Annotated in this window: 25 protein-coding genes and 2 pseudogenes; 14 read left to right on the forward strand and 13 right to left on the reverse strand. The window is 65.9% G+C overall.

Annotated elements, in window-relative coordinates; genetic code table 11:
* Positions 1-148: 148 nt before the first annotated feature.
* From JMJ56_RS19995 to JMJ56_RS20015, 5 genes and pseudogenes are all read right to left on the reverse strand, one after another.
* The gene (locus JMJ56_RS19995; RefSeq protein ID WP_202833541.1) at positions 149-970 is read right to left on the reverse strand and encodes a PhzF family phenazine biosynthesis protein; all 822 of its coding nucleotides are present in this window, start codon (positions 968-970) and stop codon (positions 149-151) included.
* Between the two features lie 48 nt (positions 971-1,018).
* Positions 1,019-1,777, reverse strand: a complete 759-nt coding sequence (locus tag JMJ56_RS20000) for a helix-turn-helix domain-containing protein (RefSeq protein ID WP_202833542.1) — start codon at positions 1,775-1,777, stop codon at positions 1,019-1,021.
* A 493-nt stretch (positions 1,778-2,270) separates the two neighbouring features.
* Complete coding sequence (locus tag JMJ56_RS20005) at positions 2,271-3,302, reverse strand: SMP-30/gluconolactonase/LRE family protein (protein ID WP_328702431.1); 1,032 nt, start codon at positions 3,300-3,302, stop codon at positions 2,271-2,273.
* On the reverse strand, positions 3,299-4,066 hold the full coding sequence (locus JMJ56_RS20010) for a glucose 1-dehydrogenase (protein WP_202833543.1): 768 nt from the start codon (positions 4,064-4,066) through the stop codon (positions 3,299-3,301). The genes JMJ56_RS20005 and JMJ56_RS20010 overlap by 4 nt, the downstream gene beginning before the upstream one ends.
* 15 nt (positions 4,067-4,081) lie before the next feature.
* A pseudogene (locus tag JMJ56_RS20015) lies at positions 4,082-4,851 on the reverse strand (SDR family oxidoreductase).
* Positions 4,852-4,984: 133 nt separating this feature from the next.
* On the opposite strand from JMJ56_RS20015, the gene JMJ56_RS20020 reads away from it, so the two are divergent.
* On the forward strand, positions 4,985-5,878 hold the full coding sequence (locus tag JMJ56_RS20020; RefSeq protein ID WP_202833544.1) for a LysR family transcriptional regulator: 894 nt from the start codon (positions 4,985-4,987) through the stop codon (positions 5,876-5,878).
* A 133-nt stretch (positions 5,879-6,011) separates the two neighbouring features.
* Here the strand turns inward: JMJ56_RS20020 and JMJ56_RS20025 are convergent, their stop codons facing one another.
* From JMJ56_RS20025 to JMJ56_RS20055, 7 genes are all read right to left on the reverse strand, one after another.
* On the reverse strand, positions 6,012-6,317 hold the full coding sequence (locus JMJ56_RS20025; protein WP_202833545.1) for a putative quinol monooxygenase: 306 nt from the start codon (positions 6,315-6,317) through the stop codon (positions 6,012-6,014).
* Between the two features lie 320 nt (positions 6,318-6,637).
* Positions 6,638-7,030, reverse strand: coding sequence for a DUF1330 domain-containing protein (locus JMJ56_RS20030; protein WP_202833546.1), 393 nt, complete (start codon positions 7,028-7,030; stop codon positions 6,638-6,640).
* Positions 7,031-7,170: 140 nt separating this feature from the next.
* A complete protein-coding gene (locus JMJ56_RS20035) occupies positions 7,171-7,692 on the reverse strand; it encodes a (R)-mandelonitrile lyase (protein WP_328702432.1) in 522 nt (173 codons plus the stop codon).
* A 65-nt stretch (positions 7,693-7,757) separates the two neighbouring features.
* Positions 7,758-8,432, reverse strand: a complete 675-nt coding sequence (locus JMJ56_RS20040; protein WP_328702433.1) for a carboxymuconolactone decarboxylase family protein — start codon at positions 8,430-8,432, stop codon at positions 7,758-7,760.
* A 203-nt stretch (positions 8,433-8,635) separates the two neighbouring features.
* Positions 8,636-9,820, reverse strand: a complete 1,185-nt coding sequence (locus JMJ56_RS20045) for an arabinose transporter (protein WP_202833548.1) — start codon at positions 9,818-9,820, stop codon at positions 8,636-8,638.
* A gap of 70 nt (positions 9,821-9,890) precedes the next feature.
* A complete protein-coding gene (locus tag JMJ56_RS20050; protein WP_202833549.1) occupies positions 9,891-10,121 on the reverse strand; it encodes a tautomerase family protein in 231 nt (76 codons plus the stop codon).
* Between the two features lie 32 nt (positions 10,122-10,153).
* On the reverse strand, positions 10,154-10,549 hold the full coding sequence (locus JMJ56_RS20055; protein ID WP_202833550.1) for a (R)-mandelonitrile lyase: 396 nt from the start codon (positions 10,547-10,549) through the stop codon (positions 10,154-10,156).
* A 130-nt stretch (positions 10,550-10,679) separates the two neighbouring features.
* Between JMJ56_RS20055 and JMJ56_RS36220 the strand changes: the two genes are divergently transcribed.
* From JMJ56_RS36220 to JMJ56_RS20065, 4 genes and pseudogenes are all read left to right on the forward strand, one after another.
* Positions 10,680-11,078: a LysR family transcriptional regulator gene (locus JMJ56_RS36220; RefSeq protein ID WP_328702434.1), complete on the forward strand. Its 399-nt coding sequence runs from the start codon at positions 10,680-10,682 to the stop codon at positions 11,076-11,078.
* Positions 11,000-11,206: pseudogene (locus tag JMJ56_RS36225) on the forward strand (LysR family transcriptional regulator); the annotation flags it as partial. The gene JMJ56_RS36220 and the pseudogene JMJ56_RS36225, both read left to right, overlap by 79 nt.
* A 151-nt stretch (positions 11,207-11,357) precedes the next feature.
* The gene (locus tag JMJ56_RS36230) at positions 11,358-11,570 is read left to right on the forward strand and encodes a LysR substrate-binding domain-containing protein (RefSeq protein WP_456318795.1); all 213 of its coding nucleotides are present in this window, start codon (positions 11,358-11,360) and stop codon (positions 11,568-11,570) included.
* Between the two features lie 246 nt (positions 11,571-11,816).
* On the forward strand, positions 11,817-13,481 hold the full coding sequence (locus tag JMJ56_RS20065) for a methyltransferase domain-containing protein (RefSeq protein WP_407927934.1): 1,665 nt from the start codon (positions 11,817-11,819) through the stop codon (positions 13,479-13,481).
* 139 nt (positions 13,482-13,620) lie between these two features.
* Here JMJ56_RS20065 and JMJ56_RS20070 read toward each other — a convergent pair whose 3' ends face one another.
* Positions 13,621-14,055: a GFA family protein gene (locus JMJ56_RS20070; protein WP_202833552.1), complete on the reverse strand. Its 435-nt coding sequence runs from the start codon at positions 14,053-14,055 to the stop codon at positions 13,621-13,623.
* An 817-nt stretch (positions 14,056-14,872) separates the two neighbouring features.
* Between JMJ56_RS20070 and JMJ56_RS20075 the strand changes: the two genes are divergently transcribed.
* The 9 genes from JMJ56_RS20075 to JMJ56_RS20115 all read left to right on the forward strand — a co-directional run bounded on the left by JMJ56_RS20075 (position 14,873) and on the right by JMJ56_RS20115 (position 25,399).
* Positions 14,873-15,514, forward strand: coding sequence for a hypothetical protein (locus tag JMJ56_RS20075; protein WP_202833553.1), 642 nt, complete (start codon positions 14,873-14,875; stop codon positions 15,512-15,514).
* A 417-nt stretch (positions 15,515-15,931) separates the two neighbouring features.
* Positions 15,932-18,028, forward strand: coding sequence for a DUF2235 domain-containing protein (locus JMJ56_RS20080; RefSeq protein ID WP_202833554.1), 2,097 nt, complete (start codon positions 15,932-15,934; stop codon positions 18,026-18,028).
* 166 nt (positions 18,029-18,194) lie between these two features.
* Entirely contained in the window at positions 18,195-19,160 is a 966-nt protein-coding gene (locus JMJ56_RS20085; protein ID WP_202833555.1) for a methyltransferase domain-containing protein, read from the forward strand.
* 358 nt (positions 19,161-19,518) lie between these two features.
* Positions 19,519-19,806 (forward strand): hypothetical protein, encoded by a 288-nt coding sequence (locus JMJ56_RS20090; RefSeq protein ID WP_202833556.1) that lies wholly within the window; start codon positions 19,519-19,521, stop codon positions 19,804-19,806.
* A gap of 253 nt (positions 19,807-20,059) precedes the next feature.
* Positions 20,060-20,560, forward strand: coding sequence for a transcriptional regulator (locus tag JMJ56_RS20095; RefSeq protein ID WP_202833557.1), 501 nt, complete (start codon positions 20,060-20,062; stop codon positions 20,558-20,560).
* A gap of 573 nt (positions 20,561-21,133) precedes the next feature.
* Entirely contained in the window at positions 21,134-22,090 is a 957-nt protein-coding gene (locus JMJ56_RS20100; protein WP_202833558.1) for an ABC transporter substrate-binding protein, read from the forward strand.
* Complete coding sequence (locus tag JMJ56_RS20105; protein ID WP_202833559.1) at positions 22,087-23,004, forward strand: ABC transporter permease; 918 nt, start codon at positions 22,087-22,089, stop codon at positions 23,002-23,004. The genes JMJ56_RS20100 and JMJ56_RS20105 overlap by 4 nt, the downstream gene beginning before the upstream one ends.
* The gene (locus tag JMJ56_RS20110; protein WP_328702437.1) at positions 22,997-23,788 is read left to right on the forward strand and encodes an ABC transporter ATP-binding protein; all 792 of its coding nucleotides are present in this window, start codon (positions 22,997-22,999) and stop codon (positions 23,786-23,788) included. The genes JMJ56_RS20105 and JMJ56_RS20110 overlap by 8 nt, the downstream gene beginning before the upstream one ends.
* A 72-nt stretch (positions 23,789-23,860) precedes the next feature.
* On the forward strand, positions 23,861-25,399 hold the full coding sequence (locus JMJ56_RS20115; protein WP_202833561.1) for an amidohydrolase family protein: 1,539 nt from the start codon (positions 23,861-23,863) through the stop codon (positions 25,397-25,399).
* Positions 25,400-25,789: the final 390 nt, after the last annotated feature.

The raw sequence follows: 25,789 nt of genomic DNA on the forward strand, positions 1-25,789 counted from the left end.
CAGACCGGCATCGGACGAAAACAGTCAATCTCGTAGGACGCTAGCGGCGTAGGGGACGAGAAGGCGAACGGACTGTTTAGGCCAGAGCGAGGCGGCTTCAGGTGGGCCATGGCTGCAGCAGCGGTAAGAGCGAAGAAGGTGCAGCGTCTCAAAAAACCACCTCCACATGTCCGCCCAACCGGCATCCTGGACCTTCCGGATCACACCGTACGCGGATCTCGCTTGGGCGACCCATGGCCTCTCCTTGACGGACGATCAGTCCCGCCTTCGGCGCGCAAAGGCCATAGAACAGCGCAGCAGCGGCGATGCCCGTCGCCGCATCCTCCGGATAACCGGAGTTGCGTGGGAACTGCCGAGCGTGGACGGCACCGCCCTGCCCCGCCGCGTAGGGATAGAGGCCGGTGGAGCCGATCGCCTCGCATGCCGCACGCACCAGTGCTGGGTCTGGTCTCAAGGCATGGAGCCGCGCGAGGTCGGCCAGCGGTACGAGCGTTTTCACCCGGCTCGTGGAGGCGTTCAGCACCGCAGCGGCCGGACTGAGTTCCGCTTCCGCCATGCCAAGGGCGGCCAGCACGGCGCCGACATCCGTGACCGGTTCCACCCGGCCCGGCGGCTGGGTGATCTCGACGGAACCGTCCGCCGCGAAGAGGGCCCGCACTGGCCCGGACAGCGTCTCAATGCGAATTGCGGCACCCAGGGCCTGACCTCGGGAGCGCAGGAGCCAGGCCGCCCCGAGGGTTGCATGGCCGCACATCTCCATTTCGTGCTCGGGGACGAAGAAGCGGAAGCGGAAGTCGGCCGAGATAGGATTTTCTGGCGGAAGGACAAAGCCGCTCTCGTGCCCATGAGCGGCGGCCAAGGCCCGCATGTCCTGGGCATCCATGCCGCTGGCGTCGAGCACGATGGGACATGGATTGCCGCCTCCCGGCCCTGCCGGGAATACGGAGAGGTTGATCGGAGATCGCTGCATGGGCTTACCCTGCCGCGCTGACGCGGAACATGCGCGCCCGATCGGGCCCTATTTCGTGCCGAATCGGGCCTCGGAAGGAGCCTTGCCGGTGTGCTGGCGGAAGAGACGAGCGAGGTGCGAAGAGGAGGTCAGCCCCACCGCATGGGTGGCCGCCAAAACGCTCTGGCCCGCGCCGATACGTCGCGTCGCCTCCCGGACCCGCAGCGCGCCGAGGTAGTCCGCGATGCTGGTGCCTAGGTGGCGCCGAAACAGCCGCGTCATCTGGCGGCGGGACAGGCCGAAGCGTGTTGCGAGCTCGTCAAGCGCGTGCGGCTCGTGCAGCCGGGTGCGCAGATGCTCCGCGATGGCCTGGACCACAGCCGCACCGTGCTGCGCGGAGGCAGGCTCTGGACCTGTCTCGACAGCCTCCTCCAGCAATAGACGCTCGGCGAGGCGGGCGCGGCCGGACCCGTCCGGCAGGGCGTCCCGGTAGGCAAGCAGCGGCAGCATCGTGGGCGGCAACAGGCCGAGCTGCCAGCCTTGCCGGGCGGGGAGCCAGCGCCCGAACCGCGGGCCTTGTGCGTAGAGGACGATGTGCCGGTGCGCAGTTTCCGCAGCCCGGGTGCGGTGGCCGACATCGGGCGCGACGAGGAGCACTTCGCCGGGGCGGATTGGCGTAGGGGCGTGCTGCCCTTCCATCTCGAACAGCATCAGTCCCTGCCGAGGGAGCAGCAGCATGCCACAGTCATGCGCATGCCAATCTGTGGCGTAACCAGGCACGGCAACCGTGCTGGCCGCCCATTCGGCTTGGTTCAGGGCGAAGACCATGTCTCTCCATACCGGAGCGTGACCATTGTCAGCGAAGGAAAAGAAATAGTGAGCCTGCCCACAACGTCCGGAAGCCTACCGGAATGTGCCTCTCCCACCCGCTGGCGGTATTTCCGGTTTGAGGTGCGACGTGGGCCCGCAGTGCAGGATCTGCGCTAGATCGCTGCACCAACAGGCGACACTATGGTGCATCGAGCAACATGCCGGGTCGGCATCCCAAACACTACATGAGACCTGCTACGAATTCGTTGGGCCGCTTTGGGCCCGCAGCCGTCGAGCGAGCCTTCGAAATTGACGTCTGCCTCCGTACGGCCGGACGCAAAATCGGCCAGGCGCTTTCAGCTATACCCAGTTGCGGCAGCTCTGCGCCCATCTTGGCCTTTCAGCCTGAGCCCCTCGCTCATCCATAGCGGACATCACTAGGAAAGAGCGCATCGGTTATTCGGAAAAACCCGGCTTCCGAACGTTTGCGCAGGCGAGCAGGACGGGTACATCACCGGTGCGAGTAGAGCGGCAGGGCCTGCGCGAACGCCTCCGCGTGGAAGATCGTCGCACCTTGCCCGCCCTCTCCGTCGTTCGTCACGACGTAAAGGTCGTTGCTGCCGGGCCTAATGGCCATGCTGGTGGAACGCAGGTTGTGGCCCTCCTCCCGGCCCGGCAGCAGCACCTGGCCGATGGGGATGCCGTTCCTGTTGAAAGCCAGTACCCGACCCTGGCTGTACATCGCCACGTAGAGATTGCCGTCGGCGTCGGCGCGCATCGAGTCCGGCGCAGGGCCGGTGAAGTGGTAGGCGATGGCCGTGCCGAACGGCGTGACCGTCGTCGCGTCCGCCAGCTCGACCCGGTGCAAGAGGTTCCTGCTGAACTCCGTGGCCCATAGCTCCTTGCCGTCCGGGCTAAGCGCGACGCCGTTCGCCATGGCGAGGTGCGGCAGCACGGACGTGATCGTCCTGAGATCAGGCGAGACGTAGTAGACACCGCCCTTCGGGTCGGTCGAGGCGCCCCGGAAGTCGGTGAAGTAGAGGCCGCCCCGGGCGTCGAAGACCAGATCGTTCGGCATGTAACCTGCCTCTGGCGGAACGACCACCTGCATCCCCGAGCCGTCCGGTTGCACCGCGACATCGGCGCCGACGCTCTTGGCGAAGTCCAGGGCCGCGATGAAGATGCGGCCGTCCCTGTGAACCGCGAGACCACCAGGACCGAGCTGGTCCAGTCTGACGACGGTGGAGAGCCGCCTGTCGGGCGTCAGGCGGAGCACGCGCCCGCCGCCCACGTCGCAAAAGAGCAGGTTGCCGTCGCGGTCGAAGGCTGGGCCCTCGAGGACCAGCCCCGTGTCGAACACCTTGAACCAGGGTTCCGCCACCACGGTCTGGAGGCCGCGCTGGGACGGCGGGATCGGAACGGCCCCGCGCGTCTGCGCGTCGTAGCGGAGCGCCGGGACAGACCCGCCGCCCTGCTGGGCATGGTCGACCGAGGCCATGCATGCGCAAACGAGCGCCACCAACAGGCGCCAGGGCGTGGTCACGGCACGGTCATCCCGCCGTCCACGGTGATGGCCTGGCCGACGACGTAGCTCGCCCCCGGGCTGCACAGCCACAGGACGGCCGCGGCGATTTCCTCGGGCCTGCCCGCACGGCCAATGGGCACGTTCTTCGCAATCTCGGCGTAGGCATGCTCGTTCCCGGCGACGACATCACGGGCGACCTGGGTGTCGATCAGGCCGGGGTTCACCGCGTTCACGCGGATGCCGCGCTTGACGTACTCCAGGGCGGCCGTGCGCGTCAGGCCGACGACACCGTGCTTGGAGGCGATGTAGGAGCCGATGCCGGGGTTGCCGGTCAGCGCGCCGACAGAGGCGTTGTTGACGATCGCGCCGCTGCCCTGGCGCTCCATCTGCCGCAGTTCGTGCTTCATGCAACTCCAGACGCCGCGCAGGTTGACCCCAATGACACGGTCCCACTCCTCGCGCGTGCTGTCGGCGGTCGAGGCGATGTGGGCCATGACGCCTGCGTTGTTGAACGCGGCGTCGAGGCGGCCGAACTCGGCGACGGTGCGGTCCACCATGGCCGCCACCTGGGCGTCGTCGCTGACGTCGCAGGTGACGGCGATCGCCTTGTGACCGGCGGCGGCCAGCTTCTGCGCGGCCGCTGTCACCGCTTCCTCCTTAACGTCCGCGAGCACCAAGGCAGCGCCTGCCTCGGCGAAAGCGCTGGCGGCGGCCAGCCCCATGCCGGAACTGGCGCCAGTGACGAGGGCAACTTGCCCCTTGAAGTCGTAGGTCGGGTTCATCTTCTTGTCGCTCGATTAAACTGTCTGGCCACCGTCGACGACCATGGCGTGCCCGGTGACGAAGGCGGCCGCGTCCGAGCACAGCCAGAGCACGGCCGCGGCGATCTCCTCGGGCCTACCCATCCGCCCGACCGGCTCCTGCGCGATCACCCGCGCACGCCCCTCGGGTGTGCCGCCGCTGAAGCGGTCCATCATCGGGGTCTCGATGATCCCGGGGCAGACGGCGTTGATGCGGATGTTCGCCTTCGCGTAGTCGAGCGCTGCCGCCTTCGTGAGGCCGACGACCCCGAACTTCGCGGCGCAGTACGCGGCCTGGCCTGCGAAGCCTTTCACCCCGGCGCCGGAGGAGGTGTTGACGATCGCCCCGCCGCCTTGCTTTAGCAGCAGGGGGATCTCGTGCTTCATGCACAGGAAGACGCCGCGCAGGTCGATCGAGGCGATCCGGTCCCACTGCTCCTCGGTGAGGTCGGCCGCCGCCGTGACCGGCTGCTCAACACCGGCGTTGTTGAAGGCGAAGTCGATGCGACCGAACGCTTCGACCGCCTTGTCCAGCGCGGCCTTCACATCCGTGGCCCGCGACACGTCACACCGGACAGCAAGCGCCCGCCCCCGGCCTGTTCGACCAGGCGGGCCGTCTCCCGGTTGCCCTCCTCCGAGACGTCGGCGACCACGACGCTGGCGCCCTCGCGCGCGAAGGCCAGCGCCGCCGCGCGGCCGATGCCGTTTGCCGCCCCCGTCACGAAGGCGACCTTCCTCGCGTAGCTCCCGCTCTGGTTCGTCGTCATGCCTTGATCCTTCCTGGTTGCTCCGAGGCTGCGAAACCTGGGGCCACTCGCTGTCTCGGATGGAGAGATAGGAGGTACGGTTAGCGGCGATTAGGCGCTAAAAAGCGCATAAGGCTATAAGCAGGGCTTCTCAATGGCGCGGACCGAACGCAACGATCTCGAGGCTTTCCTCGCCGTCGCCCGAGAGCGGAGCTTCACCCGTGCCGCGGCGAAGCTCGGAGTCTCACAGTCGGCCCTCAGCCAGACACTCCGTGGGCTCGAGGCGCGGCTCCGGCTCCGGCTGCTGACCCGCACCACCCGCAGCGTGGCGCCGACAGAGGCGGGCGAGCGCCTGCTGCGGACCCTGGGCCCGGCCTTCGACCGGATCGACGCCACCCTCGCCGAACTCAGCGAACTACGTGAGAAGCCCTCCGGCACCATCCGCATCACAGCGGGCGAGCACCCGGTCGAGACGATCCTCATGCCAGCCCTGGAGCGACTTCTGCCGGACTACCCGGACATCAAGGTCGAGGTCGACGTCGACAACACCCTGACCGACCTCGCAGCCGGGCGCTACGACGCAGGCATCCGCTTCGGCGAGCAGGTGGCCAGGGACATGATCGCGGTGCGGATCGGGCCGGAGATGCGCATGGCCGTCGTCGGCGCACCTGCGTATTTCGCCCGGCGGCCGCGGCCGAAGGCGCCGCAGGACCTAACCGAGCACGCCTGCATCAACATCCGCCTGCCGACGCATGGCTCGCTGTATGCCTGGGAATTCGAGAAGGGAAAGCGCGAGCTCAAGGTGCACGTGGAGGGTCCGCTGGTGTTCAACTACGCGCCATTGCTTCTCCAAGCCGCACTGGGCGGGCTCGGGCTGGCCTGTGTGTTCGAGGACCAAGTGCAGGAACAGATCGCTGAAGGGCGGCTTGTCCGGGTGCTCGCCGACTGGTGCCCGCCCTTCCCAGGGTATCACCTCTACTACCCCGGCCGTCGCCAGCCTACGGCAGCATTCGCCTTGCTGGTCGAGGCGCTGCGCTTCCGGGATTGAAGTCGAAGAACCCTGTGTTGGCTGGTGCGGCGGAATAGGCGTGTTCAGCAGCATCCGGAGCCTGACGGAGCGCGGCGGTGCTGGTTCGACCGGTGCCGCGAACGAGGCAACCTACTCGACCGCCTCCGGCCGTTCACTTTGCCTTCGTGCCGAGCATGACGGGGTCGGTCTCGACGAGCCTGAGCGACCTGACCATATGCTGGGTGCCAGTCTTGTATTTCAGAAAGTGGGGCGTCTCCAGGTGCGCCCTGTACGCCTCGTCACTCGCGTACACCTCGAAGATCCTGATGCGGGCAGGGTTGTCCCTTTCGGACACGGCGTACAGGGCCAGAACCCCGGGCTCGACGCGGATGGAAGTCTCGATCTCCTCTCTGAGCGCAGCCTTGTAGGCGTCCAGCTGGACGGGATCGATATCGAGTTCTGCCACGCGCACGTTCATGCCTTGTCTCTCCTGAGCAACGGCAGTCTCGCAGAGCGACAAAGCAAGCGCCGATGCGCAGAGACCCAAAAACAGTTTGCGAACCATGTTGCCCTCCTGGTGGGTTCTCCGAAGATGCAAGGTCACCGGCGGTACTGCGCGTCGCTGACCTTCTCCAGTCAACGCTCCGGCCGTCACGGGGACCAGCTGAGCCCGCGACGCGACCCGCCTGATTATTGCCTGACCACCTCGGACCCTGCCGCCCGGGTCTTGAGGGGGAGCAGAAAACTTCTGCGGGAGGCCCGCCCGCGGCGTCTTCCCGGGCGGGCCGTTCGTTGACCTCAGTCCGCCAAACCTTCGATGATGTAGGTGCGCGAGATGCCAGACCGCTGCCGGACCGGCCGCAGGTTCCGGTAGACGTCGGAGTCATACCAGGCCCGTGTCTGTTCCATGTTCGGGAACTCAATAATCACGGTCCGTGACCCGGGAGGCGGTCCCTCGAGGGCCGAAATCCTGCCGCCTCGCACGATGAAGTGGCCGCCGAACGGCTCGAACGTCCCGGCGACCCCCGCGCTGTAGGGCTTAATGCCCTCGGGATCCCTGAGTTCGAACTCCGCCACGTAATAGGCCCGAGGCTTGGCGGCAGGCTGCGCCCCGGCGGGCACGATCCCCGCCCCTACAGCGCCGACGGCACCTCCGGTCAGGACAGTGAGGAGAAGCGTTCGCTTCAGCATAAGACCTCCATTTCAAGATGCGTGCGCGATCCGCCCGGCACGCCGTTCGTCAGCCTCGGCGAGACCCGTCCCGCCAGGGCGTCAGGCACAGCTTGCAGCACCGGGACCGGGCCAAGCCCATCGGCGGCGGATGCAAAAGCTCAACGCCGGTACTGCTCGTCCGAGACCTTCTCCATCCACTCCACGGCCCGGCCATCCACGTGCTCCTGCAGGGCGATGTGCGTAATCCCCGTGGCGGCCGCGGCGCCGTGCCAGTGCTTCACCCCGGGTGGGATCCAGACGACGTCGCCAGGGCGGATCTCCTCGACGGGACCACCCTCGCGCTGCACCCAGCCAAGACCCGAAGTCACGACCAGCACTTGGCCGACCGGGTGCGTGTGCCAAGCGGAGCGGGCCCCCGGCTCGAAGGTGACGAGGCCACCGGACATGCGCGACGGGGCAGTCGCCGGGAACAGCGGGTCGACGCGCACGGAGCCGGTGAAGTACTCGACCGGTCCCCCGCCGGAGGGTTGCGAACCGGCCCGCGCGATCCGGATGCCCCCGCCACCCTCGACCAGGGCGGAGGATGCGGCACCCGGCCCCGGGACGGCCGCCACCTGACCGTAGGCGACCACCGGGCCGAGCAGCGATGCCAGCAAGGCCAATGGGGCAAGTCGGTTCATTTCTTTCGTCTCCTGATGTGGGCGTTCTGCCTGCGGGCGACCCCAGACGAGCCCTTGCGGATGCGCTAGTTGCGACGGCCGTCGAGGACGGCCTTCAGGACTGGGACGGCCGAGAAGGCGTTTGGCCAACCGGCGTAGAAGGCGAGGTGCGTGACGACCTCCCCGGCCTGCGCCCGGGTGAGCCCGTTATCCATCGCCCGGTTGAGGTGGTAGGGGACCTGCGCGACCTGGCCCGAGGCGATCAGGCTGCTGACCGTGACGAGGCTGCGGTCCCGCGGCGCGAGGCCCGGACGGAGCCACAGGTCCCGGAACAGGATGTCCGTGGTGAACCCTTCGAGGCCCGGCGACACCGGGCGGACGTCCTGTTCCACGCGCGCCGCCCGCGTGGCCTCCGCGGCTTGGTCGAGCGGGAGGAGTTCGGGCTCGGAGGGAGGCAGTTGATCGGCGCCGATGCGCCGCCGGGCGAAGACATCCTTCGCCGCCGCGACCGCCTGCAAGGCGTTGCCCCAGCCGGAGTAGAAGGCGAGGTGCGTGATGAGCTCGGAGATCTCGCCGGGCTTCACGTCGCTGTCGAGCGCGAGGTCCAGGTAGCGGGGCAGCTCCGCGGCCTGGTTCCGCGCAACCAAGGCCGCCAGCGTGACAAGGCTTCGGTCGCGCGGGGAAAGGTCGGGGCGGCGCCAGAGGTTACCGAAGAGGGCATTTTGCTCGTAGCGCTCGAGCGCCGGGGCAACTGTGCGCACGTTGTCACCTACGCGCGCGGGAACGCTCGCGGATGGCGGAACGCTCACCACCTGCGCGTGGGCCAGTGATTTGGCACCAAGGAGGCATAGAACGGCAGCAGCTGCGAGGAGGCTTGCGTTGCTCGGTGCTTTGCACAGGGCTGTATTGGGCCGGACGCCATTCGTTTCCATCGCTTTTCTCCGTTCGTGGCAGTTGGGAGGCATCAGGAGGGGGACGGTGTCCGGAGGAGCCGCACGGCGACAGGCGCGGCGCAGAGCACGAGCAGCGCGCTGACTAGGAACACGGCCCCCATGCCGTCCCAGCCCGCTACCAGCCCGAGCGCGGGACCGGCTATCCCCAGCGCCAGATCAATGAAAGCGGTGTAGGCGCCCGTGGCGAGGCCGCGGCTCTCCAACGGCGCGCGGCGGACTGCCTCCACGCCGAAGCCGGGGTAGACGAGAGAGTATCCGAGGCCGGTGAGCGTTGCCCCGGCAAGGGCCAGCGCGGGCCAGGGCGCGAGCCAGATGAGCACCAAGCCCGCCGCCTCGGCGACCACGCTGGCCAGCGCGACCCTGGTGCCGCCAATCCTGTCCGGCAGGTGGCCGAAGAGCGAGCGCATGAGGATGAAGGCGAGCGCGAACAGGGTCAGGCCGGGCCAAGTCGGGTTCCACCCGCGCTCCGCGAAGAGCAGCGTGACGAAGGTGAGCGTCGCGCCGAACCCGATGCTGCTGAATGCCATCCCAAGGCCCGGCAGCCAGACGGCACCGATCACCTTGCCGAAGGCGGGGCGTGCGCGGTTCGTCGGGGCGACCGGCTTGAGCGGCAGAACGATCAACAGGGTGACGAGCGGCGCCACGATCGTGACGAGGGTGATGGCCGTGAAGCCGTATGCGGCGTAGAGTGCGCTTCCCAAGGGAGCGCCGAGCGCGAAGGCGCCGAACATCGCCGTCCCAACCCAGGCGATGACCTTGCCCGTGTTTCGCGGTCCCGCAGAGGACAGCCCCAGGCTGAGCGCCCCCGTCATGACAAAGCTCTCCGCCCCGCCAAGCAGGGCCCGGCCTGCCAGAAGGATCGAGACCGACGCCACCGGCGCATAGGTGAAGCGGAGCGACAGCAGGTAGAGCAGCCCCGAGGCCGCGGCCATCAGCAGGCCAACGATGACGGCGCGCTTGGCACCCCGGCTGTCGGCGTAGTGGCCCGCCCACAGCCGCGAGACGAAGGACGCCGCGAACTGGGTGCCCGCGACCAAGCCAACCACGAAGGCACCAAGGCCGAGGCCCTGATGTACGTACAGCGGCAGCACCGGCAGCGCGAGGCCGACCACGAGGAAGGCGACAAAGACCACCACCATGATCGGCATCAGTGCCGCCACGACGGTGCGAGCCGCGACGGGCGGCCGGGCGGCCATAGCGGACATCATGTCACCTTGGGAAACGTGGGGTAGGAACGGAGGCCCGTGCCGATTGAGGTCCGGCCGTTCAAAGGGGGCCGTAGCCGGGCTTCTTGTAGAGCTTGCCCCGGCCGTTGATGATGTCGGGCTTGTAGACCTTCTCGGTCCACTCACCCGGCTCGAACTCCTCCAGGCTGACCGAAACAGACTCTACGCCGTAGTCCAGGCTGGCCATGACGGCCTTGGTCACCTCCTTGGTGAGCTTGGCTTTCTGCCGCTCCGACTTTCCGGTCCAAAGCTTGACGATCACGTGGGGCATCGACCAGTCCTCCAACCCAACGCGGGCGAGCGCTACCTGTGGTACTGCTCGTCGGTGACGTGTTCCATCCATTCAACGGGCGAGCCGTTGAGCTTCTCCTGGATGGCGACGTGGCTCATGGCAGTGGTCGGCGAGGCTCCGTGCCAGTGCTTCTCGCCGGGCGGGAACCAGACCACGTCGCCCGGCCGGATCTCCTCGATCGGACCACCCTCGCGCTGAACCCAGCCGCATCCGACCGTGACGATGAGGGTCTGGCCGAGCGGATGGGTGTGCCAGGCCGTGCGGGCGCCGGGTTCGAAGGTGACGAGGGCCATGCCGACGCGAGCCGGATCGGGCGGGTTGTGCAGCGGGTCGATGCGGACCGTGCCGGTGAACCAGTCTGCCGGACCCTTTCCGGAGGGCTGCGAGCCCGCTCGCTTGATCTCCATCGTCCTCTCCATCGTTCCCCGCCTCGGACCGTCTCGTCCGTCCCGGCAGTCTCAGCGATCCCAGATAGCCGGTGCGCCCCCTCGGGATTAGGCGGTAAAAACTGCATGCCGCTATAAGCGAGACTTCTGAATGCCGCGGACCGATCTCAGCGACCTTCCGGCATTCCTCCGGGTCGCGCGGGGGCGGAGCTTCACCCGGGCCGCGGCCAAGCTCGGGGTCTCACAGGCGGCGCTGAGCCAGACCGTCCGCGGCTTCGAGGAGCGGCTCGGGTTGTGGCTGCTGACCCGCACCTCCCGCAGCCTCGCGCCCACTGAGGCTGGAGAGCGCATGCTTCGAACACTCGCCCGGCGCTGGACGACATTGACGCCACGTTGGTTGGGCTCGGTGACCTGCACGAGCATCCGTCCGGCACCAGTCGCATCACCACGCTCGAGCGCGCGGCGCGCTCAATCTTATGGCTTGCCCCGTACCGGTTCCTGCCGGGCTACCCCGACCTCAAGATCGCGACCGCCATCGACGACGGGCTGACCGGCGTTGTGGCCGAGCGGTTCGATGCGGGGGTGCGATCCGGCGAGATGGTGGCCAAGGACATGGTCGCGGTGCGCATCGGGCCGGACCTGCGCATGGCCGTGGTGGGCGAGCCGTCCTACTTCGCTAGCCGCCCAAAGCCAAAGACGCCGCAGGACCTGATGGTGCACAAATGCATCAACCTGCGCATGGCGACTTACGGGCCGTGTGCCCTCGGATCTCGAGAATGGTCACCGCGGGGTGAAGGTGCGGGTCGAGAGGCACCCGGTATTCAACGACATGGCCCTGGTCCTGAGTGCTACGGGGGCGGGGCGGGGCTTGGCCTGCGTGTTGGAGGACCAGGTGCAGGACGAGATCGACAGCGGAACGCTGGTGAGGGCGCTGGCCGACTGGTGCCCGCCCAGTCAGGTCAACCATTTCTACTATCCCCACCGCCGTCAGCCAACGCCTGCTTTCATGCTGCTGGTCGACGCGCTGCGGCACAACGGCTGAGGCCGTACCGCAGTGTTTGGCAGGCATCCGGCGTCTGCAGTTTTGGTGCTGCCCTCGTCGGCTTTGGCACAAACCTAGCTCAGAAACGGACAGGCCGCTTTCGGCCACCTTCGGCCACGTCAGGTTAAAGGACGGCTACTCGGACTGCTTCATCGAGCCAGCCTCTGCTATGCTCCCCAAGTGCAGCCCTCCGTCGTCTCCTGGTACGATTCGAACGCTTCCCGGCTGGCGGGCGCTTATGAGGCGGTGCCGCCAATCATCAGCCGGGATTGGCTAACCGACCTTCTTCCTCGCCCGCCTGCCGTAGTCATTGACGTCGGCGCTGGTACCGGCCGTGACGCAGGCGCCTACGCCGCTGCGGGTTACGAGGTCATTGCTGTCGAGCCCTCGTCCAGCATGCGAAGCCAAGCCGAACGGCTGCACCAGTCGCCAAGGATTCGCTGGCTCTCCGATAGCCTACCCGCTTTGACCACAGTGTCCCGCTCTGGCGTCGCGGCCGACGTGGTTTCCTTGAGTGCGGTTTGGCAGCACGTTAACCCTGCGGACCGGCCGCGTGCGTTCCGGAAACTGGTAGGTCTCTTGAGGTCGGGCGGCCTGCTGGTGGTGACGCTGCGCCACGGACCTGACGACGGACGCGGCGCCCACCCAGTCAGCCTCGCTGAAATCGAAGCCTTGGCTCGCTCGCATGGCATGCAGGTCGTCCGAGCGGTGCCGTCTCCCAATCTCCAGGGGCGCCCGGAAATCTCCTGGACCGCCGTCGTCCTCCGCCTGCCTGATGACGGGACGGGTGCCCTGACACTACTCCGGCATCTCATCCTGATGGATGCCAAGAGCGCGACCTACAAGCTGGGACTTCTCCGGGCTCTGTGCCGCGCAGCCGATGGGTCGGCAGGCTTGGCCCTGGAGGACGGCGACGACCATGTTTGGCTGCCGTTAGGCTTGGTCGCCCTGAATTGGCTCAGGCTCTACTTGCCTCTGGCGAAGGCCGATCTGCCGCAGGCACCCGGCAACCGGCGCGGAGCCGAAGGACTGGGCTTCGCAGGTCTTGGGTGGCAGGCTCTCGAAGCCGGTGCTCTGTCGCCCCTCGATTTGCGCGTTGGCGCCGTAATCGGTGAGACGGCCGCCTGTGTTCTCCACGAGGCACTGCGCGAGGCGGCCGACCACATCATCCGCATGCCCGCGAACTATCTGACTTTTCCGGGTGGCGGGCGAATTCTTGAAACTGCTCGCGCGCGAGCGCCGCGCCCCTCAGGTTCACTGGTTGTGGACGGCACCTTCCTATCCACCTTCGGCAGCATGCGGGTACCGCGTCACCTGTGGACGGCAATGCAGCGCTTCGCGGTTTGGGTGGAGCCCGCACTCATCTCGGAGTGGATGCGCCTCATGCAGGGCTACGCCGCCGCCCAAGGCAGGACCTTGAGCACGGGCGTTATGGCGGCGGCGATGAGCTGGTCCGACCCAGTGCGCGACATCGCCGTACCTCGCGCCCGAGCACTAGCGTTTATGGAGGATGGAACCGCAGTCCACTGCGTCTGGAGCGGCAAGCGATTGGCGCCGGACACACTGGATGTCGACCACTGCCTCCCATGGTCGGCCTGGCCATGTGGGGACCTTTGGAACCTGATGCCGTCCCATCGCGGCGTGAACCAACACAGCAAGCGCGAACGCTTGCCCAGCGCTGTAGTCTTGCAAAGGGCTGAACAGGCGATCAGCGAATGGTGGTCGGCCGCCTATCTGCGCGCTGACGAACGAATTCTGCCGGTGCGGTTCACCTCCGAGGCCCGGGCCAGCTTGCCCGGGTTGGTGTCCGCCGACGCTTTCGGGCCGAGAGAAGTCCACACAGCTATGGCCCTCCAACGAACACGGCTCCGCCAAGACCAGGGCGTTCCAGAGTGGGAGGGGCAGCCGTAGCTAGGACGAGTAGCTATTGGAACGTCAGAGAAAGCGGTCTGGCCGCACTGACACCAACCGCCCTGGTGAACGACCGGTTACGAGCCGAAGCAGCTGTAGCCGGGGCGCACCCGCTACTTCGGCACATGTCCCCGCGGCATCAGGCGCGGTTCGGCGCCGTCTCGTACACCGTGGCGTCCTCCGGCAGGGCGACCCAGGGCTGCTTGCTCCGCACGTAGAAATGTGTTGTCGGCCGTAGCCACAATGTGTCGTCGAGCGTGCCGCCCCGGACGACGCGCGCGGAGCCGGGCTGCTCGGTTCCCGGCTTCAAGCCGCCGCAGATGCAAATCCCGCAATCGGGGCAGACCCAGCGCGTCTTGGCGCGCCCGCTGTCGGTGACGCCCCCGGGAACGCCGCGCAGTTCCTTGCCCGACAGCCGAAACGCCTCCGCCGGAACCGCGACGCCGATCGAGAAGGCGCTGGTTGTCGCACGCTGGCAGTCGGTGCAATGGCACGCATAGATGCGGGTGGGCTCGCAGGTGATCTCGTAGCGGACCGCTCCGCATATGCAGCCACCCTTAAGTGGCAGTTCCATAGCCCGACCTCTCATCGCGCGGGCCGTATTCCATCCGTAGGGACCCGGATGGTCAAGCGGCATTGGTCCGCTTCCCATCCTGAGCGGTCCTTCATCAGGGCGGTTGGTATAAGACCGATCGTGAACGGCCGGTCGGAAGGAAAGTCACCAAGCGGGGCGCCAGTTTTCTCTTGTTGGGGCGAGATGCCGAGGCCCTCGCGCGTCGCCTTACGCCCTGGTCACACGGTCTCTGCGTGACTGTCGATGGCTAGGCTCCCCGCCGGGAGATGCCCGCATGCGATTCGATACGGGTACGCATCGATGGCAGGTTTCGGCATTCAGGGCACCGGCGAAGCGCCCGGCCGTCAGCTGATGGCCAGGTTCGTCCAGTGTCTTCCTGCGGCTCGTCCACATGCAATCGGTGAACACCACCGTCCGCACACTCCCATCAGTCAGGCTCGCCATTTCGGCGCGGCCCAAGCCGCCGCCTTATGTCAGCTGGGCGAGGTGGAGGAGCACCCCGCTCAGATCCTTATCATCCCCGGTGTCCGCCAGTGACCCACCGCGGCGGCAAGGGCTTCGAGCGTTGCGAATTCTCTAGACATACTAAGTCAGCGGCAGTACACGCCGCACCGATGAAATCGGTTTTCCTCATACGCACGGTCTGACGGTTAGCAGCTAACCAAGCTGCTCTTGAATCCGTTTTGGCGTGAGAGAGGCCTCCTAGACAGTACAGCAGCTACTTTGCCCTTCCTCGTTGAAGGCACACGAGTGCTGCCCTGTTGCAAAGCCTCCTTCGCACGCTTGCCGCTAGCATGCCGAGTAGAGGAATCCCCACATGCGCCAACAACCTGAAATTCTAAACCAACGTTTCCCGCTGCGCCGTGATTTGCTCGTTCGCGCGTCTGAGCAAGGGCTTGAAGGGGACATCGCCCGCCGCCTTGCAGCCGGTGTTATTGGTTATGCAGCCTTGAACGAAAGCGTTGACGCGGTACTGAATAGCGTCGCTAAGTCAGGCGTCGGCGCATACATGCCACTGGTCGCATCACTGCGTCCGCTCGGCTCCATGTGGGTAGAAGCCACCCGTGCCGACGGCAGCCGTTATGGGTTGCTGCGCATTGACGAAGCCGACGGCAGCCTTCGGGTACGCCATGTCGAGGTACCGATGGACGGGCAGCCAGCCTGGTGCATTCCCGCTTCAATTTCGGTTATGCAGTATGCGAAGTCTAATACGCCTAAAATCGATTGGCATGCTGTCCGCAGTGGAAAAGTACGCCATAATGCGAAGGATGACGCCCGCTGGATGGCTTGGGCAAATAACCACCTTGCACTCGAGATGCTGACAGAGGGCGCAACGCCAACCGGAGCAATGAGTGCGTTGGGCAGCACCGGCATCCAAGACCTAGTGATGCTGGCACTCGCCGTATCACCGCTCGTGAGCCCAGGTTTTTCCAGCCTGCTAGGCGGTCATGATGCCTGAAGGACACTCTACTGGCGTCTGACTGCGATGCCGTCCGTAACTGAGGTGAATCATCCTGCACCGGACACCCCGATGCAGTGGTGCGCCTCACTCAAGGAAACCGAGCTTACCTTAGCCTACTGGACGAAGTAGCCAACAGAGAACGGCTGTTTGCGACTTTCCTGTTCGAATCGGGCAGCATTCATCAGAACTGGGCGATGCTGGATCCACGGTTTGCAGGGCAAATTTTATGCGTTCTGTGCCACTGCATACCAAATTCTGACGTCCATAACCGCGGCCTTGATATTGGGGCCGATGATGGTTGAACTGCAGCGAATGGCGACCTCGACCTGGCGCTGGTTGAGGCGTCCCCCAAACGGCGTTTGTGGGTAGCTGTAAGCATCACTACCGTCAACAATGGTTTGACGGAGTTACGTCATGTTCGCTGCCCTAGACCTCGCAAGCCGCGCAGCGGTCGGTGTCGGATTGGTCCTGGCATCTGCTTGGCTGGCCACGCAGTCCTTCGAGTTTGTCCTGCGCCGACGGGGCTCGATCTGGCACATTCCCGCCTTGCGAAGGGACCGGCGCATTTTCGAGGCCTATGCGTTCGGCGTCGCACTGAGCTTCCTCGCCGCAGCGCTCGCCGGTTGGCTCGGCACGATCCTCGGCGTGCCTTTCTTGATTGGAACGGCAATAGCTGCAGCCGCGGCGCTTTGGGCCACGCTGAGGGTCGTTAAGGTGTTCCGGCAGGCGCGGGAGATGGGCGAGATCCTGATTGCCGGTAGCGTGACGGAGGTGCAGCTTAACCCCATGCCTGCCGCAGCGCCTCAAGCGGACGGCCGCCGCATCGTTATCCTGTGTGATGGGACCGGTAATCGCCACCCACATTCCGCCGACCCTTCGGCAACCAACATCTGGAAGCTCGGGCAGGCCCTGGTCGAGGACGAGACGCAGACCATCTGGTACGATCCGGGCGTCGGTACGGGCACGTCGCGTGCGGCTCAGGCTGGCGCCTCCTTAGAGCGGTGGGCGGGGTGGCTGTGGCTGTCTCCATTGTCAACGGCGCTCGGGATCGCTGGGCGGCTGCGGCAGGGATGGGAAGGCCTGACCGGAACGGGCATCAGCGAGAACATCCTCGACGGCTATGTGGAGATTGCCCGCCAGTACCGTCCTGGCGACCGTATTTACATCTTCGGCTTCTCGCGCGGTGCCTACACGGCGCGCGCAATCGCCGGAGTGATCCGCACTTGTGGACTGCTGAAAGCGTCGAACCTCCGCTACGCGCCCGCCTTGGTGTCGCTCTACTCGGCCCGCCGCGGCCGGATAGGGGGTAGCCGCAGCACGGGCGTGCCCGTTCAAGACGATTTCGTTTGGCGCGAGGTTCCCATCGAAATGCTTGGTGTGTTCGACACCGTCGCCTCTCTTGGCGCGCCGCTCTGGGGTTGGTGGTTCAAGCCCCAAGGTTTTGAGAGCAGAGCGCTAAATACCAGTCCAATGCCGAACTGCCGCCATGTCTACCACGCGCTCGCCATGGACGAGCGTCGGGCCACCTTCTTTCCTACCCTGTTCTGGAAAGCTGGCGGCACCCGCTCCGGGTGGACGCAGACGCTGGAGCAAGTCTGGTTCCGGGGTGTGCACGCAGACATCGGAGGCGGGTACCAGGAGATCGGCCTTTCCGACATCACCCTCGGATGGATGCTGGAGCGGGCCAAGCGACACAACCTCTCGGTCAAGGAGGGCGCCATTGAGGCGCTCGAGCCTGACATCATGGCTCGCCTCCACGACGAGACGGCGCGTCGGCCATCGTGGAGCTGGCTCGGAACTTGGCCGCGCTGGGTCAAGATCCTCGATGATGCACCAACACAGGGTGCGGGTATCTCGGTGCACGAGAGCGTCTTCGAGCGCGCGCGGAGAGTTTATGCCGCGACGGGCCGCCATGACCTCCATGACCTCCGCCCCGGCGAGACGGTGACCTTCCGTGCCGAGGCGCACCGGCAGTGGGACCGAACGGGGCTTATTGTTCGTGGCGATCTAGATCAGCCGATCTACTACCGGCTCCGGTGGGTCGGCGGCCTGTGGCGTGACTCCAGTTGCCCGCCGTGCGGACCGGCGGGCAACGTAGCAGGGGAACAGCCGGGTGACCCACGGTGGCGAGCGCGCTGGCGCAGGCGTGTCCGGGGCGCCCCCTGGATGACTCTTTGCGCCACAATAGCCGGGCCGCGGCGATGGCCCCTGCGTGAACTGCCGCTCCGCTTGGCCTTTGCCTACCTGCTCAAGCGCGACCCCAGGCTCCTGCTGAACCAATTGGCGCCGCTCGGGCAAAGCTTGGCGATGCAAGGCAGCAGCGTCCTCATACGGAGCGAGCGCCCGGCGGGCATGCTGTACCTATTCGCCAACGACCTCTGGCAAACCTACCTCAACAACTCGGGGGAGCTTGAGCTGGAGCTGACTCGCCTCGATGGGGAACCCCGGACGGAGGAGGCGGTCTGGGTGCTTCCCAAAGCGGGTCCTTGGTGTCTGAAGCCACCAAGCTGAGGTGCTGCATATAATTGAGAAGGGGGCGCTATTACCCAGCGGCTACCCGATGTCGCGCTCCCTATGGACTGAGCGGGTCCTATCCTTGCTACGATGCCCGAGTGCAGGCTCCAGTATTCTCCTGGTACGACGCGATGCTTACCGGCTGGCGGTTGCCCATGAGGCGGTGCCGCCAACGACCACCCGGGACTGGCTGGCCGATTTCCTTCCTGGCCCGCCCGCCGTGGTCATCGACGTCGGCGCGCGCAGCGGCCGTGGCGCGGGCGCCTACGCCGGGGCTGGATACGAGGTCATCGCCATCGAGCCCTCGACCGGGATGCGGGCCGAACCCGAGGCACGGCACCCTTCGCCAAGGATTCGTTGGCTTGCGGACAGCCTGCCCGCCCTGACGACCACGTCCCGCTCGGGTGTCGCGGCTGACGTGGTTTCCCTGACCGCAGTCTGGCAGCACGTCGCCCCCGCAGACCGGCCACGTGTCTTCCGCAAGCTGGTAGGTCTCTTGAGGTCGGGCGGGCTGCTGGTCCTGACCCTGCGCCACGGTCCCGACGACGGCCGCGGTGGGCACCCGGTCAGCCTCGCTGAAGTCGAGACTTTGGCCCGGAGCCACGGCTTGCAGGTGGTCCGAGCGGTGCCGTCGCCCGATCTCCAGGGACGCCCCGATATTTCCTGGACCGCCGTTGTCCTTCGGCTGCCAGACGACGGGACCGGTGCCCTGCCGCTGCTGCGGCACCTCATCCTGCAGGACGCGAAGAGCGCAACCTACAAACTGGGCCTCCTTAGGGCCCTGTGCCGGGCGGCCGATAGCTCAGCAGGCTTGGCCCAGGAGGATGGTGATGAGCACGTCCGGCTGCGGCTGGGGCTAGTCGCCCTGATTTGGCTCTGGCTCTACTTGCCCCTCGTTAAGGCAGGCTTGCCTCAGACGCGAGACAACCGCCGCGGAGCCGAAGGCCTAGGCTTCGCGGCGGTTGTCTCGCGGGCGCTGGAGGCCGGTATCCTGTCGCCGCTCGACCTACGCACCGGCGCCGTCCTCAGCGAGGCGCCCGCCCATGTGCTCTACGAGGCGCTGCGAGAGGTCGCGGACCACATCATTCGCATGCCAGCGAACTTCCTGACATTCCCGGGCGGGACGTGAATCCTTGGAATCACCCGCACCCGAGCAGGCCCTCAGGCGAGCGGCCTCGTGGTGGACGGCGATGCAGCGCTTCGCGGTTTGGGTGGAGCCCGCTCTCATCTCGGAGTGAATGCGCGTGATGCAGAACTACGCCGCAACCCAGGGCAGGATGGTGGACCCAGGCGCTATAGCGGCGGCAATGACATGGTCCGATTCTGTCCGCGACGTCGCCCTGCCTCGCGCACGAGCCCTAGCACTTATGGAGGGAGGAGTCGCAGTCCATCGCGTTTGGAGCGGCAAGCGATTGGTGCCGGATACCTTGGATGTCGACCACTGCCTACCGTGGTCCGCCTGGCCATGTGGGGACCTTTGGAATCTGATGCCATCCCACCAGCACGTGAACCAGCACAGCAAGCGCGAACGTCTGCTCTCCGCCGAGGCCCTTCACCAGGCTGGACCGGCGATTGCCGACTGGCGGGCGGCGGCCTACTTGCGGCCCGAAGACCATGTGTTGCCGCTGCGATTCGCTTTGGAGGCCAGAGCCAGCCTGCCTGGGTTGACCTCCTTCGAAACCGGCTGCACCGGGGAGGTGCAGGTCGCAATGGCGTTGCAGCGCGCCCGTTTGCGCCAGGACCGAGGCGTCCAAGAGTGGACCTGGCGCGCGTGAGGCTTTCAAACATCGATAATGTCCTTGATGTTGGGTTCCCTGTGGCGCTTCGGCGACCAGAACAGTGACGAAGCTTGGATTCTGATGATTTGCGGCTCGACACGCTTATGGTGTTCGCCAGGCATTCATGACTTCCCGCTCGACACTGCGACCCATGTTGGCGGCCTTGGCATCAACCGGCGTCCGCGTGTTGAGCTTGCGGTGGTCGGCAATGCAGCGTTCTCGGGACGGAACCGAGGTGTGAGGTGACCCCGTGATCATCTTCCTTGACTTCGAAGCCAGCAGCCTCGGCAAGCACGGCTTCCCGATCGAGGTCGGCTGGGTCGCCGAGGACGGTGCCGGGGAGAGCCACCCGATCCGACCGGCGCCGGGCTGGGTGGAATGGAGCGCCGAGGCGGAGGGCATCCACGGCATCAGCCGCGACCGGCTGCTGCGGGATGGCACACCCTTCGATGCGGTTGCCCGGCGCATGATGGAGACTCTGACCAACCACGATCTCTACGCGTCGGCACCGTCTTGGGATGGGAAGTGGCTCAGCACCCTGCTGCGGGCGGCTGGGCTTCCCTGGCATGCGCTACGCCTACGGGCTTCGGACGAGGCGCAACGGGATGCCGTTCTTGCCGTCTTGGAGCGAGGCGGCGTGCCAATAGGTGCCCGCGCGACATCCTCGACGGCATCCTCGAGCCCGCCCGCCGGGCCGCGAAGTCGAAGGCACCCGCGCACCGCGCGCTCGAGGACGCGCGCGGGGAGTTGAGGTTGTGGGAATAGGTAACCCGTAAGGCTGAGGATGTCGCCGGGCGATGGCCGAAGCGCTGACGCTCCAGGACCATGGATGGCCCAGGCAGAAACTTCCGCTCCGTACACGGTCGGTCATCCAGGTCTCGCTCGCGCTAAGCGCAATTTGGTGCCTCGGCAGGCGACCGACATGCGCGAGAAACAGCACCGTACGCGATGCACCAGAGCTCGCCTGTCCACCGCATCGAGACGCCAAGGCAAAATCACAAGTTGAAAATCAGTGTGGAAAGAAGTCCAGAAAAGCATAGTGACTATGCCGGATCACATTGATGCACTTTTATTCGGCAGAATATTAGGCGATAAGACTGGTACATGGGCATTAATCAGACCAGCGCCCCGATTTTGCTTATTTTATGCCTTCGAAGCAGCGGCTTGCGGTGACTAGGGTCGCAATCAGGATTGGATGCGACGTCTACAGCCAGCAAGGAGGCCCGCCTCAATGTGCGATAGGTTCGGTTGCGGCACGGTCCTAAATAAGCCAAGCATTGCTCGGCGCCGGTTCCTAGCCAGCGCCTCCGCCACGGCGCTAACGATGGCGATCGGGCCCTCGCTCGGCCACGCCCAAGGTGCGGCAACCCTCAAGTCCAGCCATGGCACTGGCTTCTGCAACCTCAACCTGTTCCTGGCACATGCCTTGCAGCTTTCGAAGCAGGACGGCGTTGGCCTTGACTTCGTCAACGCACCGACCTTCGCGGAACAGGTGACGTTCCTCGGCATTGGCCAGACCAACATCGGCGTGCTGCCCTACACCAGCGCGCTCTCGCTCATCGACGGCGGCGCGCCTATCAAGATTGTCGCCGGTGGCGGCGTCGAGGGCTGCGTTTTGGTGGCCCGGCCTGGCCTCGACACCGCCCAGAAGCTTCGCGGTAAAACGCTCGGAACCTTCCAGCTCGACACGCTTGAGGTGCTTCCCTACGACTGGCTGAAGAAGCATGGCGTCTCGCTCCGTGACGTAACCGTCCGCTACATGGGCTCGACCCCGGAAGCGGCTGAGGCATTCCGCGCGGGCGCGCTCGACTGGATCGCCACGATTGAGCCCTACGGTACCGCCCTGTTGAACGACGTGCCTGGTGCCGTGAAGCTGTCGGATGGCACGGACCTGTACGGGAAGGGCTACACCGACTGCGTGCTCTGCGCTCGCACTGAGGTCGTCGAGCGCAATCCGCGAGGCGCCAAGGCCATCATCAAGGCCATGATGCAGGCTCAGGCCATGTTCGAGAAAAGTCCCGAGGAAGCGCTGCCGAAGCTCGTCGGCACCTACTACAAAACCTCGATGGAGAACGCTCGTCTCGCCTCGAACAAGCAACCCAGCGTCGTCGATGCCCGGAACCAAACCGACTTTATTTTGAGCCGCGTGCAGAGCCTGATCGAGATGGGTTACGCCAAAAAGGCGCCGGACCGCAGCGCCATCGACTGGACCCTCTTGGAGCAGGTCATCGCCGAGAACCCCGACCTCTACAAGTCCCTGAAGTGGAAGTCCGCCGCATGATCGCGCGCGTGGCGGCCAAGGCTGGCTTCCACGAAGCCGGTCGGCCCCTGCTTTCGGCAGAGCGCAAGGCCAGCATCTCCGCCTGGGCCAGCAAGTGCGGCTGGGCCATAATCTCGGTCGGCATGTTTGCCCTGATTTGGGAGCTTCTCTGGGCCGTCGGGTTGGCTGACCCAAAGCTGCTGCCTCCGCCGCATGTCTTCCTTGGCAATTTCGTCGAGCAGGCCCGCAACTTCAACACCGCCCAGCGCTGGCAGATAGGTGCGGGCGTCGCAGCCGGGCCGACACCCTGGGAAGCGGTCGGCATCACCATCCTGTCCTCTACCGGGCGCGTCTTCACGGGCCTGCTGCTGGCGGCGGTGGGCAGCATCGTCCTTGGCGTCTCTATACGCTACTCGGGCTGGGCGGAGCGCCTCATCCTGCCGACGGTCACACTGCTGGCGCCGGTCTCCCCGGTAGCTTGGCTGCCAGTCGCAATCTTCCTCTTCGGCATCGGCAATGGTCCCGCTGTCTTCATGGTCTTCATCGCACTCTTCTTCACGATGACGCTCTCAACGATTGCGCAGATTGACGCCGTAGACCGCAACTTCATCAACGTTGCCCGGACCATGGGGGCGACCAAGCGGCAGATCTACGCGCGCGTAGTTGTCCCAGCGATCCTGCCCGGCTTGCTGGTGGTCCTGCGCCTCAACCTCTTCGGCGCCTGGATGGTGGTTTTGGTCGCCGAGGCGACCGGCGTTGGCTACGGGCTGGGCCAAGTGATTATGCTCGCGCGCAACACCTTCAACCCGTCCCTGGTGTTCTTCACCATCACCTTGATCGGGCTGCTCGGCTTCGGCTTCGACTGGCTGCTCCGCAAGGTCCAGGCGCGCGTCCTTTACTGGGTGCCCGAGAACAAGGTGATCGCCGGTGTCTGAACCAGCCATCGTTTGTCGCAACCTCGGCATGACCTGGAACGCCGGGACGGCCCGCGCCCACGAGGCGCTGCGCGACATCAACCTTGAGGTTCGGCCCGGGGAGTTCGTGGTCCTACTTGGGCCCTCCGGCTGCGGCAAGTCCACGCTGCTCTACTTGGTCGCAGGCCTCGAGGCGTACAATTTGGGCACTCTCGAAGCCTTCGGGGCAGCCGTCAGCGGCCCTTCGCCGGACCGCAGCCTCATCTTCCAGCAAACGTCGCTGCTGCCATGGCTGTCGGTCTGGCAGAACGTCACCTTCGGCTTGGCGCTCCGCGGCGAGCCAGTGGAGGCCCGCCGAGCCGCGGCCAAGGAGGCACTCTCCAGAGTCGGGCTCTCCGACGCCATGGACAAGCGCCCGGACGAGCTCTCGGGCGGCATGCGGCAACGTGTAGCGGTGGCGCGGTCCCTGACCATGCGGCCGCGCGTGCTGCTGATGGACGAGCCGTTCGCCGCCCTGGACGTGCAAACCCGTGCCAAGATGCAGGACTTCCTGCTTGACGTGTGGCGCTCCTCCGGCGCCTCCGTCCTGTTCGTTACGCACGGCATCGAGGAGGCGGTGGCGCTCGCCGACCGGGTCGTTGTCGTTACCGCCAGGCCCGGCCGGATCAAAGCCATCGTCCCCGTCGATATGCCTCGCCCGCGCGACCCGTTCTCGCGGGAAGCGGAGCGGCTGCGGGCCGAGCTGACGGGCCTCCTCCGGGACGAGGTGGACCGCGCATTCGCGGAGCAGGAAGCCTTCGCTTGAACCGCGCTCAGCCAAGTTGGGAACACTGGGCGCGGCGAGCCCACGCCCTCGCCAGCCAAAGGGAATGAACAGATGCCTGCGACGATGGTGCGTGCCCGCCACCTCATCACTAGGACTCTCGACCGGCACTCTCACGAGCAGTTCGACGATGCCGCGCTGATCCACGAGGACGGCGTCGTCACTGAGATAGGTTCCTACGACGACCTCCACCGCCGCTACCCGGACATGGAAGTGCTCGGCTCCGGTGGCGAGATTGTGCTGCCGGGTTTCGTCAACGGCCACCATCATGTTGGCCTGACGCCGTTGCAGCTGGGCAGTCCAGACATGCCGCTCGAACTCTGGTTCATCACCCGCTTGGTCTGTCGCAACGTGGACCTGCGTTTGGACACTCTCTACTCCGCTTTTGAGATGATCGCGTCGGGAGTCACCACGGTCCAGCACATCCACGGCTGGATCCCCGGCACGATGAAGGACGTGGAGGCCGCCGCCAATCAGGTGATCGGCGCCTACGAGGAAATCGGCATGCGAGTGTCGTACTCCTTCGCGCTACGGGACCAGAACAGGCTGATCTACCAAGCCGACCAGGAGCTCGTCGCAAGCTTGCCGGAGGAGCTCCGCGGGCCGATGGCGCACCACTTCGCCCGCTTCCGCATGAGCCTCGGCGACAACTTTGACATGTTCCACAACCTCAGCAGCACACACGAGGGCAAAGAGAGGGTGCGGGTGCAACTCGCACCGGCGAACCTGCACTGGTGCTCGGACGCTGCGCTGGAGCGGATGGCGGAGCTCAGCGCGTCCGAAAACGTCCCCATGCACATGCACCTGCTGGAGACGGCATTCCAGAAGGAGTACGCGCGGCGGCGCGGCGACTGCACCGCCGTAGAGTACCTCGACCGGTTCGGCCTGGTGACGCCGCGGCTGACGCTCGGCCACGGGGTTTGGCTAAGCGACAAGGACATCGACCGCCTTGCCGAAGCTGGCGCCTGCGTCTGCCACAACTGCTCCTCAAATTTCCGCCTTCGCAGCGGCATCGCGCCTCTGAACGTTTTGGAGGCCAAGGGCGTCGACACCGCTATCGGCATCGACGAGGCGGGCATCAACGACGACCGGGACATGCTACAAGAGATGCGCATGGTCCTGCGGGCGCATCGCACGCCGGGCATCGGCGACGAGGTGCCCACGATCCAGCAGGTGCTGCGTATGGCGACCACCGGCGGCGCCCGGACCACCGCCTTCGACGGGCGCATCGGCACCCTGGAAGTGGGCAAGGCGGCTGACCTCGTGATGATCGACTGGGAGCAGGTCTCCTCGCCGTACCTGGACGAGGCGACGCCGGTGCTCGACGCGGTCCTTCAGCGAGCCAAGACCAGCGGGGTCAAGGCGACAATGGTCGCAGGCGAGGTGCTTTACAGGGATGGCAAGTTCACCCGCTTGGACCACGTGGCAGCGCTGAGGGAGCTACGCGAGCACCTCTCGAAGGCCCTCTCGGACGAGGAGGTGGAGCGCCGCAAGCTGTCGAAATCCCTGATGCCGCATGTGAAGCGTTTCTACACCGGATACTTCGATTCCGATGCTCACGTGCCCTTTTACCACCAGAGTTCAAGGGTGTAAGCGGTTGCATCTGGTCTTCCTGGGAGCCGACTTTCCAAGTCCACCGGGAGGCGCAAGTGCCAAGGCTCGGTCTGCCCTCCCGAATGGGATTTACCGCCGAGATGGCCACGTTCGAGGCCGATAAACATCAGTGTCGGCGGCTCCAGTCCTCTGCGGAAGCCTGTCTCCAAGGCTGAACTCGATGTGGGGCTGGCGGCGGTACCGGAGGCATCACGCGGCTATCGCGGGCTTGTGGTGACGCCCCGAATTCCGCCGCGCGGTCTAGTGCATCTACGGCCAAAGGTTCAGGTGGGGAGTACCCAGCCCGTTCGTAAGCGTCCGGCCTCCATCGCCTTCTCTGGCTGCTGAGGTGCGTTGAGGCTGGCGGCCTTAACGTCGGGCGTAAGGTCG

Source organism: Belnapia arida, from assembly GCF_016773205.1.
In the GTDB taxonomy this organism is placed as follows: Bacteria; Pseudomonadota; Alphaproteobacteria; order Acetobacterales; family Acetobacteraceae; genus Belnapia; species Belnapia arida.

Bases quoted from the DNA above. Each gene is read 5' to 3' on its own strand.
- JMJ56_RS19995 (WP_202833541.1), bottom strand. From the start codon at position 970: ATGCAGCGATCTCCGATCAACCTCTCCGTATTCCCGGCAGGGCCGGGA.
- JMJ56_RS20030 (WP_202833546.1), bottom strand. From the start codon at position 7,030: ATGCTGAAGCGAACGCTTCTCCTCACTGTCCTGACCGGAGGTGCCGTC.
- JMJ56_RS20050 (WP_202833549.1), bottom strand. From the start codon at position 10,121: ATGCCCCACGTGATCGTCAAGCTTTGGACCGGAAAGTCGGAGCGGCAG.
- JMJ56_RS20090 (WP_202833556.1), top strand. From the start codon at position 19,519: ATGCCATCCCACCAGCACGTGAACCAGCACAGCAAGCGCGAACGTCTG.
- JMJ56_RS20080 (WP_202833554.1), top strand. From the start codon at position 15,932: ATGTTCGCTGCCCTAGACCTCGCAAGCCGCGCAGCGGTCGGTGTCGGA.
- JMJ56_RS36220 (WP_328702434.1), top strand. From the start codon at position 10,680: ATGCCGCGGACCGATCTCAGCGACCTTCCGGCATTCCTCCGGGTCGCG.
- JMJ56_RS20045 (WP_202833548.1), bottom strand. From the start codon at position 9,820: ATGGCCGCCCGGCCGCCCGTCGCGGCTCGCACCGTCGTGGCGGCACTG.
- JMJ56_RS36230 (WP_456318795.1), top strand. From the start codon at position 11,358: ATGGCCCTGGTCCTGAGTGCTACGGGGGCGGGGCGGGGCTTGGCCTGC.
- JMJ56_RS20070 (WP_202833552.1), bottom strand. From the start codon at position 14,055: ATGGAACTGCCACTTAAGGGTGGCTGCATATGCGGAGCGGTCCGCTAC.
- JMJ56_RS20075 (WP_202833553.1), top strand. From the start codon at position 14,873: ATGCGCCAACAACCTGAAATTCTAAACCAACGTTTCCCGCTGCGCCGT.
- JMJ56_RS20000 (WP_202833542.1), bottom strand. From the start codon at position 1,777: ATGGTCTTCGCCCTGAACCAAGCCGAATGGGCGGCCAGCACGGTTGCC.
- JMJ56_RS20010 (WP_202833543.1), bottom strand. From the start codon at position 4,066: ATGAACCCGACCTACGACTTCAAGGGGCAAGTTGCCCTCGTCACTGGC.
- JMJ56_RS20115 (WP_202833561.1), top strand. From the start codon at position 23,861: ATGCCTGCGACGATGGTGCGTGCCCGCCACCTCATCACTAGGACTCTC.
- JMJ56_RS20035 (WP_328702432.1), bottom strand. From the start codon at position 7,692: ATGAACCGACTTGCCCCATTGGCCTTGCTGGCATCGCTGCTCGGCCCG.
- JMJ56_RS20100 (WP_202833558.1), top strand. From the start codon at position 21,134: ATGGCGATCGGGCCCTCGCTCGGCCACGCCCAAGGTGCGGCAACCCTC.
- JMJ56_RS20055 (WP_202833550.1), bottom strand. From the start codon at position 10,549: ATGGAGATCAAGCGAGCGGGCTCGCAGCCCTCCGGAAAGGGTCCGGCA.
- JMJ56_RS20020 (WP_202833544.1), top strand. From the start codon at position 4,985: ATGGCGCGGACCGAACGCAACGATCTCGAGGCTTTCCTCGCCGTCGCC.
- JMJ56_RS20105 (WP_202833559.1), top strand. From the start codon at position 22,087: ATGATCGCGCGCGTGGCGGCCAAGGCTGGCTTCCACGAAGCCGGTCGG.
- JMJ56_RS20025 (WP_202833545.1), bottom strand. From the start codon at position 6,317: ATGAACGTGCGCGTGGCAGAACTCGATATCGATCCCGTCCAGCTGGAC.